Source organism: Microcoleus sp. S13_B4 (genome assembly GCF_036700885.1).
GTDB lineage: Bacteria > Cyanobacteriota > Cyanobacteriia > Cyanobacteriales > Microcoleaceae > Microcoleus.
Window position 1 is genome coordinate 1 of record NZ_JAUBPU010000021.1, and the last position, 14,578, is coordinate 14,578.

Annotated in this window: 11 protein-coding genes; 2 read left to right on the forward strand and 9 right to left on the reverse strand. The window is 44.9% G+C overall.

Going from position 1 to position 14,578, the window contains the following annotated elements:
- Positions 1-172: 172 nt before the first annotated feature.
- Positions 173-1,384: an acetate kinase gene (locus QT994_RS13775; protein ID WP_333175377.1), complete on the reverse strand. Its 1,212-nt coding sequence runs from the start codon at positions 1,382-1,384 to the stop codon at positions 173-175.
- Positions 1,385-1,614: 230 nt separating this feature from the next.
- Here QT994_RS13775 and psaK point away from each other — a divergent pair, with 230 nt between their 5' ends.
- The gene (psaK, locus tag QT994_RS13780; RefSeq protein WP_333175379.1) at positions 1,615-1,875 is read left to right on the forward strand and encodes a photosystem I reaction center subunit PsaK; all 261 of its coding nucleotides are present in this window, start codon (positions 1,615-1,617) and stop codon (positions 1,873-1,875) included.
- 41 nt (positions 1,876-1,916) lie between these two features.
- Here the strand turns inward: psaK and QT994_RS13785 are convergent, their stop codons facing one another.
- The 8 genes from QT994_RS13785 to topA form a co-directional block, all read right to left on the reverse strand.
- Positions 1,917-2,558 carry a histidine phosphatase family protein gene (locus QT994_RS13785; RefSeq protein WP_333175381.1) on the reverse strand — a complete coding sequence of 214 codons (642 nt, stop codon included), beginning with the start codon at positions 2,556-2,558 and terminating at the stop codon, positions 1,917-1,919.
- A 28-nt stretch (positions 2,559-2,586) separates the two neighbouring features.
- Positions 2,587-3,273: a DUF3226 domain-containing protein gene (locus tag QT994_RS13790; protein ID WP_333175382.1), complete on the reverse strand. Its 687-nt coding sequence runs from the start codon at positions 3,271-3,273 to the stop codon at positions 2,587-2,589.
- Positions 3,266-4,447: an AAA family ATPase gene (locus tag QT994_RS13795; protein ID WP_333175383.1), complete on the reverse strand. Its 1,182-nt coding sequence runs from the start codon at positions 4,445-4,447 to the stop codon at positions 3,266-3,268. Before QT994_RS13795 ends, QT994_RS13790 begins: the two co-directional genes overlap by 8 nt.
- Before the next feature lie 90 nt (positions 4,448-4,537).
- On the reverse strand, positions 4,538-7,012 hold the full coding sequence (locus tag QT994_RS13800) for a phosphoketolase family protein (protein WP_333175386.1): 2,475 nt from the start codon (positions 7,010-7,012) through the stop codon (positions 4,538-4,540).
- A 473-nt stretch (positions 7,013-7,485) separates the two neighbouring features.
- Complete coding sequence (locus tag QT994_RS13805) at positions 7,486-7,923, reverse strand: hypothetical protein (protein ID WP_333175389.1); 438 nt, start codon at positions 7,921-7,923, stop codon at positions 7,486-7,488.
- Between the two features lie 7 nt (positions 7,924-7,930).
- Positions 7,931-9,220, reverse strand: coding sequence for an ATP-binding protein (locus tag QT994_RS13810; RefSeq protein ID WP_333175391.1), 1,290 nt, complete (start codon positions 9,218-9,220; stop codon positions 7,931-7,933).
- Between the two features lie 536 nt (positions 9,221-9,756).
- Positions 9,757-9,999: a hypothetical protein gene (locus QT994_RS13815; protein ID WP_333050767.1), complete on the reverse strand. Its 243-nt coding sequence runs from the start codon at positions 9,997-9,999 to the stop codon at positions 9,757-9,759.
- 425 nt (positions 10,000-10,424) lie between these two features.
- Positions 10,425-13,190 (reverse strand): type I DNA topoisomerase, encoded by a 2,766-nt coding sequence (gene topA, locus QT994_RS13820; RefSeq protein ID WP_333175393.1) that lies wholly within the window; start codon positions 13,188-13,190, stop codon positions 10,425-10,427.
- A 571-nt stretch (positions 13,191-13,761) separates the two neighbouring features.
- Here topA and QT994_RS13825 point away from each other — a divergent pair.
- Positions 13,762-14,433, forward strand: coding sequence for a hypothetical protein (locus QT994_RS13825; protein WP_333175395.1), 672 nt, complete (start codon positions 13,762-13,764; stop codon positions 14,431-14,433).
- Positions 14,434-14,578 lie beyond the last annotated feature (145 nt).

Below are 14,578 nucleotides of genomic sequence, written 5' to 3' on the forward strand. Positions count from 1 at the left end.
CACGGCGATGACTCTCGAACGCACCAGTTCTTAACCCAGGCCACGTAATATGCGATCGATATATTCAGCAAGCCCTACATAATTTCCAAGCCTTACCTAGCAAGCCTTCATGATAAATTTAAGTTAACGCCAGCACACTAAGTACGGAAGAGGCGAGAATCCATAAAATAAATTAGTGATAAAGTTTCCAGCATTCTCGCGCAATTTCCCAATCCTCCTGCGTGTGAATGACTAAAACTCTCGCCGCTGAATCCAGTGCCGCAATATCTTGATCGATCGGTGACTGTTGATTTTTATCCCCATCCAATTTCAACCCGATAAATCCAAAAGCTTCGCAAGCAGCAGCCCGCACAACAGCAGAATTTTCCCCAACTCCCGCCGTAAAAATTAAAGCATCCAACCCTCCCAAACTCGCCAGCATCGCCCCAATTCCCGCGCGCAAGCGGTGAATGTAAATATCCAAAGCAAGTTGAGCTCTCTCATTACCTTGGGCGATCGCATCTCCAATCTGCCGCATATCGCTAGACACCCCTGAAATCCCTTTTAAACCCGAATTTCGATTGAGAATACCATCAAGTTTCTCAGCAGTAAAATCGGATTGTTTTAACAGATGAATGAGAATGCCTGGATCGATCGAACCCGATCGACTTCCCATCATCAAACCTTCCACAGGCGTAAATCCCATCGTCGTGTCAACACTCCAGCCACCGCGAATGGCTGTCAAAGAACATCCGTTGCCCAAATGACAGCTAATCAACCGCAAGTCTGCCAAATCTTTACCCAGAATGTCGGCAGCCCTACGCGCGCAATATTGATGGCTAATCCCGTGAAAACCGTAGCGCCGAATCCCATTTTCCAGCCATTCATACGGGCCGGGATAAACAAAGGCTGCGGGCGGCAATTGTGCGTGAAAAGCTGTATCAAATACTGCTACTTGTGGCACATTTTCGAGGATCTTTTCAATCGCTTCGATACCTTCGAGGTTAACCGGATTGTGGACAGGGGCAAAAACAGATAAACGGGCGATCGCCTTTTTAACATCCGGCGAAATTAACGTACTTTGCTGATAATCTTCCCCGCCATGTACGACGCGGTGGCCGACAATATCAATCTCTTTTAAATCGTTAATTGTTTGAGTTCTTCCCCTCCCAAGACTCTCCAGCATTCGAGAAATAGCATCTTTGCGAGAGTCTGAGGAAAACTCCTCTTCAAGTTGATCGCCTTTTGCTGTTTTGACTTTCAACTCTGCTATACCCTGCTGGTGAGTCCAATCAATTTGAGCTGACCAGAGGGGGTCCAAAGGTCGATCGGGCAGGACATCGTTTAACTCGTAAAGACAGCTCTTTTGACTGCTAGAACCCGCATTTAACACCAGTATTTTCATGCTTTATTATGTCCTGTTGATTCGTTCTTTCGATCGCTAGGCGATTGAAATCGCGTTTTGTCAAACTTTCGTCCCAGCAGAGGGGGATTAAAAAATCTTGAGACTCAGGGAAAATTATTAAGAAAAATGTCGAAAAATTAACTGTTAATGCAATCTGTAGCTAACAGTTGCATTTTTTTGATATATCTTCTAGGCAGATTTTCATTTACTAAAGTTTAAGGAGCCGATCGATGTTTACACCAATTTTACTTGCCACTGTCGCCAGAACCGTAGAGTGGAACCCCACAATCGGTTTGATTATGATTCTTTGCAATATTTTAGCTATTGCGATCGGCAGATCGACCATCCAAAAGCCTCACACAGGCCCAGCCGCGCCCTCATCGGGTTTGGTCGGCGGCTTGAGTTTGGGTGCACTTGTGGGAAGTCTCTGCTTCGGTCATATTTTGGGAACGGGTACAATTTTAGGATTGTCTTACATCGGTGCGATTTAGTTTCACACTGTAGGGTGCGCCCCCGCACCTTACCCGCAATTTCAAGTACCAGGTAAATTGCGGAGAGTCTCATCCATGTACGATCGATCGCCCAAAACCTCCAGCAGCGGCCCACGCACGTCAAACTTAACAATACTGACAGAAGCTGCTAAAGCGCCAATGCGGTAGCGATAACGTCCCAAATCAATCCCCAACAGACTGCACAGAATAATTCTAATAGTCGCCTTGTGCGAGACAACCAAAACATTACCGCTCTTGTACTTTTCCTGGATTTCTGCGATAACTAAGGACGATCGGCTAGCAATTTCCACGGAAGTTTCGCCGCCATTCGTCGGTGCATTCCAAGCAGGTTCAGTCAGCCAGTTAATATAATCTTCTTCGTAGTCTTTTTTGACCTCTTCTACTGTTTTGCCTTCCCACTCACCGTACTTAATTTCCTTAAGTCCGTCGCGAAGCTGCATTTCAATTCCCACAGCATCGCACAAAGGTTTTGCAGTAGCAATTGTGCGTTTCATCGGACTGACATAAACAGCATTCCAAAGCAATTTTGCGTAAGCGGCGCCAAACTGTTCTGCCATTTGAGAACCTTCGGGCGTTAATTCTGGATCGATATGGCCGCAGAAACTGCCAGCCTTACTGTAAGTCGTTTCACCGTGTCGTACAAAGTAGATTTTTAAGCTCATGAGTTAATTGTGTGTGAATTTTACTATGTTAGCAAAAGAGTTTAAAAAACTCCTTCAAATCATCGAGAACAGGATGATTCCAATCCCAAATATCTTTTTTGCGTTCCATAACATAATCAAACCCAGACATAGTGCATTTTCGGCCAGCTTGTTGCTGTTCGTTATCTGAGCAAGTATCATACCTGAGATAGATGCTCACCCAGAATTTATCAAAACCTTTCTGGTTAATTTGCTGTCCCTGGCCTTCTATGCAAGTTTTCCAGCTATTCAAACAATCAGCATGAGGTGATTCTCTAGCCTTTATTGCCTTTAAAAGCGTTTCCAGTTCGCCTTTACCTCCAACATTTGTAAAGTAACAAGCCAATTTTGCATTTGTTCCATTATCGGCACAAATATCGATAAAGTGTTTAGTGCTTGACAAGCTTTCAGCTTCAAACACTTCTTTTATACATTTATCTACGAATTTCAGCCGTTCTTGCTCTGAACAATTATCAATATCGATAATAATTCCAATCTTTTCGATACCTTTTTTGTCAATGTTTGCTTCTAAAGCTTTAAAAGCTTTGATTAACTCTGTTTCGCTCAACCCTTCCAAACTTTTATAATCATCTATATAAATAGGTGATGCTACCTGGATATCGCAGTTGAGTTTCTTAACCATTGCCTGCATAAAAATCTTATCATTTTTACTTTCTACTATGACAATATTACTCACCTCTCACTCCTTCTTGATGCTCAATGGCATAACTAAGAGTTTCCAAATCGCGCCGAATTCCGATTATTTGATTTGTTTTGAGTTTCCTTGCTAGTTCAAAATATGCGCTGCTGCATTTCTGATTGGGTTCTAAACCAACATCAGCAAATGCTTGAAGCATCTCTAAACTGTGAGTTGTAGCAAAAATCTGCGTATCCAATTCAACCGCCAACCGAAATAAGAATCTCCAAAATTCCCGCTGACTTGTATAGTGTATACCATTTTCTATCTCATCGATTAGCAAGATTTTATGTTTGTTGTTGACCAGTTTAAGGATAATTTCTGCAACTCTGTTAATGGCATCTCCAAACAATGATAAAGGCAAACGCTTTTCACCTTTTCTTCTCAAGTAGAGCGTGGGTTCCCCAATCAAAAAACTCTCTACTGATTCTATTGAAGAGTCTAGAACTTGAAAAGCTTTCAAAACTTCCCTATATTTGTCATCCAAACGCGCGAGGTCAAATAGTTCCATAAGATCTGTCCCCGAAGACCTCATACAAGAGGGAATAAAAGGCGGTTCGTTAACATTAGGACGCTTCCCAAACCAGTATTGTCTTGATGAAGTAGCTATTACAACGGACTGAACACTTTCTTGATTATCTCGATTTGACTTAATATTTAGGACTAACAAATCATCTTTATCCTTCAAGAAGGACTCTCTTAATCTTTCTACATTTTGGTCATCGAAAATATTGTTCACATTTCCCGATTCATCTAAGCACATTTCTATTTTATGTATGACGTTACTCTCATCTTTTCCGTGAATTACTATAGCTGCGTCTTTGTTCTGGGAATAAAAAAAGTTTTCCCATCCCCTCTTAAATCTGGATTGTATTAATTCAATCGGTTCTATCGATTCAATCGGTTCTATCGGTTCTATAGATTCTAAGGATTCCCTTCTCAGCGTTTTTAATGCAAATATACTTCTACCGTCCGGATCTTTATAGAGAAAAATTGCTTCTAGCAAGGCTGTCTTGCCGGCATTGTTTTTACCGCCGATTAAATTTACTCTTTCAAAACCAGAAATTTTGATTTGCTCAAAGCACCTAAAATTTTGGATTTCTATTTCTTTAAGCATGACCAATCCCTTGTGGATATCTAAATCCTGAATTACGGCAGATTTATTCTCAAACAAATGGAATCCCGTAGGGACACGGCACTGCCGTGTCCTAATCCACGATCCTGTGCCGGACACGGCATTGCCGTGTCCCTACCCAGAATATCGCTAGCCCGGTGCACCCGATCGCACGGTTTGTTCTGCAGTCGCCCCCGGATCAGTCGTTTCCTGCGGCGGTTCCGGCGAAACCGGGCCCGCGTGCGGCCACTTCCAGTCGCGGATTTCCGGCATATCATCGCCGTGCTTGGTGATATACTGCGTGTGCTCGATCAGCTTGTCACGGATGGCTTGTTTGCCGTAAGCTGCTACAGAACTCAGTTTCGGAACGCGATCGAGTACATCTCCAACTAAATGGAATCGATCGAGGTCATTAACCACCACCATATCAAACGGCGTCGTAGTCGTACCCTCTTCCTTGTAACCCCGAACGTGAATATTCGAGTGATTCGTCCGGCGGTAAGCCAATCGGTGAATCAGCCAAGGATAGCCGTGAAAAGCAAAAATCACCGGCTTATCTTTCGTGAACAAAGCATCAAAATCCTTGTCAGACAAACCGTGAGGATGTTCTGTCGAAGGCTGAAGAGTCATCAAATCCACCACATTAACCACCCGCACTTTTAAATCCGGATAATCTCGGCGGAGAATGTCAACAGCAGCCAAAGTTTCCAGCGTCGGAACATCACCCGCGCAAGCCATCACCACATCCGGTTCGCCACCTTTATCATTGCTGGCCCACTCCCAAATACCGATGCCGGCGGTACAGTGTTTAATTGCAGCATCCATATCCAAATACTGCAATGCCGGCTGCTTCCCTGCAATAATCACGTTGACATAGTGGCGGCTGCGGAGACAGTGATCCGTTACAGACAGCAAAGTGTTCGCATCCGGCGGCAAATAAACCCGCACAACCTCCGCTTTCTTGTTAATTACGTGGTCGATAAAACCCGGGTCTTGGTGAGAAAAACCGTTGTGGTCTTGCCGCCAAACGTGAGAAGTTAGCAGGTAGTTGAGAGAGGCGATCGGTCGGCGCCAAGGAATATCGTTAGTAGTTTTCAACCACTTGGCGTGTTGGTTGAACATCGAATCGATAATGTGAATAAACGCTTCGTAACAAGAGAAAAAGCCGTGGCGTCCCGTCAGCAAATAGCCTTCCAGCCATCCCTGACATAGATGTTCGCTGAGGACTTCCATCACCCGGCCGTCGGGGGAGATGTGGTCGTCTTCGGGCAAAATTTCCCCCGCCCACACCCGGTTCGTCACTTCAAACACCGGATCGAGGCGGTTTGAGGCCGTCTCGTCAGGCCCGACAATGCGGAAATTCGCGTTTTCCTGATTCAGTGTCATCACCTCTCGCAGGAAGCGGCCGCAAACGCGGGTTGCTTCTCCCATTACAGTGCCCGGTTTTTGCACGTCAACGGCAAAGTCTTCAAATTCCGGCATTTTCAAGTCTCGCAGCAGCAGGCCGCCGTTAGCGTGGGGATTTGCCCCCATCCGTCGAGATCCCTTGGGTGCGAGTTCCGCCAATTCGGGAATTAACTTGCCATTTTCGTCGAAAAGTTCTTCCGGCTTGTAGCTTTTCATCCAATCTTCCAGGAGTTGGACGTGTCCCGGCTTAGAAGCCATTTCCGAAAGTGGAACTTGGTGCGATCGCCAATAATCCTCAGTTTTCTTACCGTCAACATCCTTCGGCCCCGTCCAGCCTTTGGGAGTTTTCATCACAATCATCGGCCACTGGGGACGGCCCGAATAGCCCTCCGTCCGGGCTTTTTCCTGAATCGCCTTAATTTCGCCGATCGCGGTATCGAGAGTTGCAGCCATCAACTGGTGCATGGTTTCCGGGTCTGAACCTTCCACCCAATAAGGTTTGTAGCCGTAACCTACCATCAAACTTTCCAATTCCTCTTGCGGAATGCGGGCCAACAGCGTTGGATTGGCAATTTTGTAGCCGTTCAAGTGCAGAATCGGCAACACGGCCCCGTCCCGAACCGGGTTGAGAAACTTGTTAGAGTGCCAGCTAGCAGCCAGCGGGCCGGTTTCCGCTTCCCCGTCGCCGACAACGGCCGCCACAATCAAATCGGGATTGTCGAAGGCCGCCCCGTAAGCGTGGACGAGGGCGTAGCCGAGTTCGCCGCCTTCGTGAATCGAACCGGGGGTTTCCGGGGCGACGTGGCTGGGGATACCGCCGGGAAAGGAGAACTGTTTGAACAGCCCTTTGATACCCTCTTCATCTTGGGAAATGTTCGAGTAATATTCGGTATAAGTGCCTTCGAGATAGGTGTTGGCGACCAAGCCCGGCCCGCCGTGTCCGGGGCCTGCGATGTAGATAGCGTTTAAGTCTTGGGCTTTGATCAGGCGGTTGAGGTGAACGTAGATGAAGTTGAGGCCTGGAGTGGTGCCCCAATGTCCGAGGAGTCTGGGTTTGACGTGTTCGAGTTTGAGTGGTTCTTTGAGTAGGGGGTTGTCGAGGAGATAGATTTGTCCGACGGATAGGTAGTTTGCCGCGCGCCAGTAGGCGTTCATTTTGTGTAGTTCTGAGTCTGAAAGCGGCTTTAATTGCGGAATCTCGGTTGTTCCTAGCATCATCGGCGATTGACTCCTGAGTTTTGGTTGTTTTGTAAAGTGCGATCGAGAAGTGCGATCGATATTAATTTGTTATTTGTGACATTTTGTCTTTAAACTCGATGTCTTCCACGCAAACTCTTGAATTCTAGCTCGTTTATGTTTACATTAAAGTTTAAATCAATGTTAATTTCTGGCTAAATCTCGCACAATTCTGAGGAAAAAAAGGCGTAAAATTGCGGGGTTCAAGGAATTCAGCAATAGAAAATAGGATTTACACAAAAGTTTTTGTAGGGTGTGCACTGCACACTGATCCGTAGTATATGTTGGGAGTGGTGGGATGTGTTGTGGAAGTCCAGAAAAGATATTTCTTAAGGTAGATGCCAGAATTAATTATAATAAATCCGAACTCAAATTTAGTTGAGGCAGGGCGATCGTCTGCTGACTCCTTTTCTGCTAAAGTTTTGTATGTTCGTCATATCAAAGTTCTCGTTAGTTTAGCTTGTGGACTTACTTAAATCATACTCATCTTGAATATTCTTGATTCGGAAACTAGCATTAAAGTTTTTCTTAAACTGACTTTGTAGCTGTTGTATACTTGTTGTCTGTTTTGGCACTCGTGTAGATACGACAAAACATAGCTTCTTAATCTTTTGGGGATTTTCCGAAAGTAATTTAATAGTTGATTCTATTTGTTTAACCGCCTGTGCAATATCGCTTCCTTTCAACTCTACATATATTTCTACTGCATCAGAAGGAATGAGTGCGTAGTCGCAACGCAAAGTCTCATTGTCACTAATAACGCAGCCATCAACCTTAATTTTTAATATTTCGTCTTGATTCGGGTTGAGGAACGTTATTTTACTTTTGTTTTCCTGCAAGACAATCTTGGTGTCCGATCTACGTTCCTCACACTCTGGAAGAATTTCTTTCATATACGATTCAAACTAAGTTGAGAAGTTGATCGAATTCAATAGCTAGTTCATCAGAAACAGAATCAATCACTCGCGCATCAATCAACCCAGTATCAGGACACACAATACTATTGCATTTTCCATCGCTCAAAACATAGGCTGAGAGATCGGAAACCTCTAAGGATTTGTATCTAGATACAATCTTTTCTAGTTGATGTTGTATATCTTCGCTGGACTCTTCATAAAGAAGCCCAGCCTGGAGCAGATTATTAAGTGCTGTCAGGACATAAGGACTATGGGTAGTTATAAAGAATTGAAGTTGCTCTTTGCGAGAATTAAAGACAGTAGCGATCAATTCAATAATATTACGCTGTGCACTTGGAAATAAATGCGCTTCCGGCTCCTCAATATACACTGTCTGACCGACAGGAGGGGAAGCTAGTAAAGGTAGTGCAGCTAGCATAATTGTCAGAGGCAATGTTTCCTGTTGACCGGAAGATGAGTTCGCAATACTAATACGTCTTCCATCTGCCACCTCCAGAAAATCTTTGCCTTTTTCCTGTATATGCTTACCACATAAAGACTGCTCTATTAGCCTGTTTATTTCCTCTAGTATATCTTTTGTATATTTATCTTCAGGAGCAATTTTATATTGTATACGCAAATTTTTTATCCCTTCGTATGTTGAGCCAAACGATCTTAGAAATGGATCTAAGGTATTATTGCTTGACATAATAGAAAAAATATTGCTCTGAATATTAGAGAAAAATGAGCGGCCAGCAGGAATAAAAAGCTGATTGAAGGCTGCCTCTCGACCAATGGACCTGCCTAAACTTTCTACTAAGTGATCTTTTAAAATTTTTTGGCTAAAAAGTGAACTATAAATAATATCAAAACTAGGAGCTATTTCCGAGCTTTTCTCTCTTCCTTTTTTTAGCAAATTGCGTAGGTCTGCCAATTCTTTCTTGAAAAAATCTGAATAGCTGAGGGAAATTCTACCTTTGGTATCCTGTTTTCTACTAACTTCTATAAAAACATTGGAAATTTCATACCTGATGAAAAAATCTTGTTTTCCCCAAGAATCAGGAGGAAAATATTCCTCAAACGTCTTGGAATAGTTTGAATCTAGATTGCGTTTTGTCTGCTCATTATTTACAACCGATAAAATTTCCCATACAAAGTTCTTAAAATAAAATAGAAGTTTAGCGCAAACACTTTTACCGCTGGCTTGAGGGCCAATAAGTATATTTATTCGCTTGATTTCAATCTCCAAATCCTTGATGCCAGCAAAGTTTCTAACTATTAATTTTTCAGCCATAATTGAAATCAAGTATGGTAAGGGATTGTATCATCTTAACATACCAATTTAATTTTTATGGTTAAAGTGGTCACTTTTGTGTTAATAAACCGAATTAGTCACCCTAGGAAAAACCTCAAACAACTCTGATTAATATCAAGATGGATTTCTACGATTTGTACCAATATACTTTTGGATTACCGCAGTTTTTTGGTGAAAGTCGATCGCCCATATCGCCTTTCTGGTCGCTGAGGAGATTTTAGACCAACGTGCGGTTATGGATAGGGAAAGGAATTACCGAAACCCTAAAATAATACCATTTTTACAAAGTTTGGCTAGAAAATAAGTGTTGAGTTTGTTTACATCGGCTCTCGATCGCACAGGTGCGGATCTGTGAGATTGTCGATATGCTGCGTTAGGGATTGTTCATGGCGGCGCACCCTACGACTACTTAGCCGATCACCACCAAGTAAACTCAAGCAACCTCAACCCGAAAATCACTGCATCGGTTTGATTGCTGGCTAGATGCCATCGCGCATATTTCCCGCTGAAAAAACCTAGGAGGCGACTAAAACAGGACACTGTGAAATCCGGCAAACATTGGACACAGTTGGCTGGTGGGTAACGACTCGCAGTTCGTGAGGATAGCGGGGACGCGGGTCATTTTCTAACCAGATGGGCGGTACCATCATCACTTCATAGTAAGCGATCGTATGCAAAACCCCTGGCTGGGACTTCAACTCTACTGTTAAGCCCGCTCTGTACTCAAATGCTTCTTCCCAGTCTAGGTTTCCATTCATATCCATATTCATATCCATATCGATCGCGCCTCTTAATCTTGTTTCTTTTGTCCATTGTAGAGCGGTACATAAAAGATTGGGTACTTTCTGTTGCTTATGATACAATTTTTAACCTTATATGTTCGATCCATGACAATTCAAAAGAGAGGAGCAATTGTCAATAAGTAAATAGGATGATTTTGCCGATGGGTAACAAGTAAGCTAAAAAGCTAGGCTTGACAAGAGTTGGAATTGATATGTCTCAAAAAAAATAGGGGCGGGCGAACCACGAAGACGCTGATGGCACAAAGGAAGAGAAGAGAATTTTAAAGACTTCAGTCCTTACTACCAACCTATTTTTGCCATGTTGTCTAGTGTTTTATAAATAAAGAAACCCGGTTTTTTTAATAAACCGGGTTTCTGGATGAGTAAAAACTAAACTAATTTCAGTTGGTTTTCTTCTTAGTCGCTGTCGCAGTCGCCGTCTTCTTAGCAGTAGTTTTCTTTGCTGTTGTCGCAGTTTCCGACTTTGCCGCAGTCGTTTTCTTCACGGCAGTCTCCGTCTTTTTAGCAGTCGTTTTCTTCGCCGCAGTCTTCTTCGTTGCAGTCTCAGACTTCGCCGCAGTCTTAGTTGACTTCTTCGACTTGCTGCTAGATTTTCCGCCGCCCGCTGCTTCCTTCGCTGCTAACAAATCCAGTGCTTTTTGTAAGGTGAAATTCTCCACAGATTCATCCTTAGCCAAAGAAGCATTGATATCGCCGTGTTTGACGTAGGGCCCATAACGGCCGTCGTAAACATTGATAAGTTCTCCCGATTCTGGATGGGCGCCCAATTCCTTCAAAGGTGTAGCTGTTTTGCTGCTGCCGCGGGCGGCTTTCGGCTGCGCCAACATTTCCAATGCCCGATCGAGCATTATAGTCAAAACATCATCAGGCGGTTTGATCGATCGATAATCTTTCCCCACCTTACCCTGGTCATGCACCACATAAGGCCCGTACATCCCCAAATTAGCTTGCACCTTCGCCCCCGTCTCCGGGTGAGTGCCCAACAAGCGGGGTAAAGTCAACAAACTCACCGCCATATCCAGCGTCACCTTATCCTTATCCGTCCCCTTCGGTAAAGAAGCCCGCTTCGGTTTCTTGTTCGTTTCCGAAATATCCCCTAACTGAACGTATGGCCCATAACTGCCAATCAGCACATAAATCGGTTCCCCGGTTTCCGGGTGAAGACCCAATTTTTCCGGGCCTTCCGTTTTTTGCTTTAACAGAAACTCCACTTGTTCCGGGTCTAAATCGGCCGGCGTCAAATCTTGGGGAATCGATGCTTTTACCAAGCCTTCTTCGCTTTCAGATTCCAGATATGCGCCGAATTTGCCGATGCACACTTTGGCGGATATATTCTCCAATACCACAGTTCGGGCAACTTTGGCATCGATTTGATTTTCCTGTTCTTTGACTTGAGTTGCCAGCCCAGTTTCCCCTCGATAAAACTTGTCCAAATACGGCAGCCATTTAGCTTCGCCGGTGGCAATTTCATCGAGGGTTTGTTCCATTCGGGAAGTAAAACCGGTGTCTACTAAATCGGGAAAATGTGTTTCCAATAAAGTCGTGACGGCGAAAGCGGTGAATGTGGGAATTAGGGCGTTAGCTATTAATTTCGCATATCCCCGATCGACAATTGTACCGATAATACTCGCGTAGGTACTCGGACGGCCCACACCTTCGCTTTCGAGCATTTTGACCAGAGAAGCTTCCGTGTAGCGGGCGGGAGGTTGAGTTTCGTGGCCAACTGCCCCTAAATCCTTACAATTAGGTTTATCCCCCACCTTCAGCGCCGGCAAAATCACCTCTTGGTCTTCCAACGCCGCATTCGGATCGTCGGAACCTTCCACGTATGCCCGCAAAAAGCCCGGAAAATCAATGCGTTTGCCGCTGGAACGGAAACCGGCATCTTCTACTTGAGTTTGTACCGTGACGTGAGTTTGGCGGGAATCGGCCATTTGAGAAGCCACAGTCCGCTTCCAAATCAAATCATAGAGGCGGAAATCAATCCCATCTAATCCCGTTTGCTGGGGAGTCCGAAAAGTGCTACCGGCGGGACGGATAGCTTCGTGGGCTTCCTGGGCACCTTTGCTTTTCGTCGTATATTTGCGCGGTTGGGGGCTGAGGTATTCGCTGCCGTAAAGTTCTTGCACGCAACTGCGCGCCGCTGCGATCGCCTGTTCGGATAAATGCACCGAATCCGTCCGCATATAGGTGATAAAACCGCGTTCGTACAGACTTTGGGCAATTCGCATGGTTTCCCGCGCACCCAGCCGCAGCTTGCGGTTAGCTTCCTGCTGCAAAGTCGAGGTCGTAAACGGCGGCGAGGGTTTGCGGGTGACTGGCCGTTCTTCGAGATTGGTGACAGTCCAAGGTTTGTTTTGAATGCGTGAGAGTAAGGCCCGCGCCTGTTCTTCGTTCAGCAAAAGTACGCGGCGGCCTGCGATAATTTGCCCGGTATTTTCATCAAAATCGCTGCCGTTTGCAACTTTTACATTGCCGACTGTCACGAGTTTGGCATCAAAGGAAATTTTGCCCTTTTCCAAAAGGGCTTTTAAATCCCAGTAACTACCTTGGCGGAAGGCGCGGCGTTCCCGTTCCCGGCGCACCAACAGGCGTACAGCGACTGACTGCACTCTACCGGCGGACAAACCCCAAGCAATTTTTTTCCACAGTAGCGGAGAGAGTGTGTAACCGACGAGTCTGTCGAGAATTCGGCGAGTTTCTTGGGCTTGTACTACTCGATTGTCGATATCCCGGCAGTGAGTTAAAGCGTCGCGGATAGCTTCGCGGGTGATTTCGTGAAACACCATCCGCTTGATGGGAACTTTGGGTTTGAGGATTTGCAGCAAATGCCAGGAAATGCTTTCGCCTTCCCGGTCTTCGTCAGTGGCTAGAATCAGTTCTGTGGCGTCTTTGAGGGCGTCTTTGAGTTCTTTAACAATTTTCTTTTTATCTTTCGGGATGACGTAGAGGGGTTCAAAGTCTGCTTCCACGTTTACGCCCAGTTGCGCCCATTTTTCTCCTTTAACGGCTTCTGGTATTTCTTCGGCGGAGGATGGTAGGTCGCGGACATGGCCCATCGATGCCTCTACACGGTAGGTGGAGGGCAGGAAGTTGCGGATGGTGCGGGCTTTGGTCGGAGATTCGACGATGACTAAGGTTGACATGGCATCTTTTAAATATGGATGGCAGCGCAGCTAGAGGGTCTAAGTTAGAGAGTGTAGGTTAGATGTCAAGACTTCTTTCAATTTTGGGCGATTATTTTCAAACTACCTTAATTTTTAAGTTATTGCCGATCGGGTGGCAGGTGACAAGCTGATGGGATTTTACTGCTTTCGGGGCAGAGGCTGCGAATCGCGTCTCTACAAGATGCACTGGATGATGACCTGACTCTAGCAGAATTGTCGGTAACTGGATGTTGAGACTGCCGGATGCCGGCTGATGGTTCCTCAATCTAGTTGTAACTTGAAGCTTGGGGAAGGTTGGGGCGATCGATTGCGCGATTTTAGATTTTAGATTTTAGATTTTAGATTGGGAAAGATTGACTGAGTAGAGGTTTGGGACTATCGATTGCGCGATTTTAGATTTTAGATTTTAGATTTTAGATTGGGAAAGATTGACTGAGTAGAGGTTTGATACTTTGGTACAGTACGCTATGCAGCATAAGCGTGGCGATCGCAAAAAAAGCAATCACAGAGGATTAAAATTAATTGAGCGATTGATTCTCTGAACAATGCTATGACATTTGAATTCGACCATCTTTTCATCCTTACTGATATTGGTGCTTCCGAAGCTAATGGTTTATCATCTTTCGGTTTAGTGGAGGGTGGATCTCGCATTCATCGCGGACAAGGTACAACCAATCGCTGTTTCTTTTTCCATAACGCAATGTTGGAATTGTTATGGATTCACGATCCAGAAGAGGCGAAGTCTGAACCAATTCATCTGACTCGTCTTTGGGAGCGATCGACAAATCGGAATAATGGTGCGTGTCCGTTTGGCATCTGTTTGCGTCCAGCCAAAGGTTCTGAGGACACAGTTGCATTTTCTAGTTGGGCATATCGTCCACCTTATTTACCTGAAACGATGAGTATCGCGGTGGGTACAAATAGTGAGGTTTTGACTGAGCCCATGCTTTTCCAAATTCCCTTTGGTAAACGTCCAGATCAATACTCTACTGATAAGTCACAGCCTTTGGAGCATGGTGTTGGTTGGCGCGAAATTACTCGCGTAGAATTAGTCAGTCCTGCTGCCAATAATCCGTCACCTGAACTTCAAGCAGTGCTTGAGACAAATCAGGTCAACTTACGGATAGGAACCGAGTATTTTGTGGAGCTTGGTTTTGATGGAGAAGTGCAGGGACAACAGGTAGATTTCCGACCGGGCTTGCCGCTTATTATCAGTTGGTAATCTAAAGCCGTAAAACAATTAATAATATGGCTTCAGTATCGAACGAGCTGCGATCGTTCGTACAGAACGCGGACTGACAAGTTCAAACAGATTAAAGGCAATTGAGAACTTTCCAGGTTTACTGAGTAAACTAGAGATATACTAA

What these genes read in the sequence shown, in the direction of transcription:
- QT994_RS13810 (WP_333175391.1), bottom strand. Translation starts at nt 9,220, where the DNA reads ATGGCTGAAAAATTAATAGTTAGAAACTTTGCTGGCATCAAGGATTTG.
- QT994_RS13825 (WP_333175395.1), top strand. Translation starts at nt 13,762, where the DNA reads ATGACATTTGAATTCGACCATCTTTTCATCCTTACTGATATTGGTGCT.
- psaK (WP_333175379.1), top strand. Translation starts at nt 1,615, where the DNA reads ATGTTTACACCAATTTTACTTGCCACTGTCGCCAGAACCGTAGAGTGG.
- QT994_RS13805 (WP_333175389.1), bottom strand. Translation starts at nt 7,923, where the DNA reads ATGAAAGAAATTCTTCCAGAGTGTGAGGAACGTAGATCGGACACCAAG.
- QT994_RS13775 (WP_333175377.1), bottom strand. Translation starts at nt 1,384, where the DNA reads ATGAAAATACTGGTGTTAAATGCGGGTTCTAGCAGTCAAAAGAGCTGT.
- QT994_RS13785 (WP_333175381.1), bottom strand. Translation starts at nt 2,558, where the DNA reads ATGAGCTTAAAAATCTACTTTGTACGACACGGTGAAACGACTTACAGT.
- topA (WP_333175393.1), bottom strand. Translation starts at nt 13,190, where the DNA reads ATGTCAACCTTAGTCATCGTCGAATCTCCGACCAAAGCCCGCACCATC.
- QT994_RS13800 (WP_333175386.1), bottom strand. Translation starts at nt 7,012, where the DNA reads ATGATGCTAGGAACAACCGAGATTCCGCAATTAAAGCCGCTTTCAGAC.
- QT994_RS13815 (WP_333050767.1), bottom strand. Translation starts at nt 9,999, where the DNA reads ATGAATGGAAACCTAGACTGGGAAGAAGCATTTGAGTACAGAGCGGGC.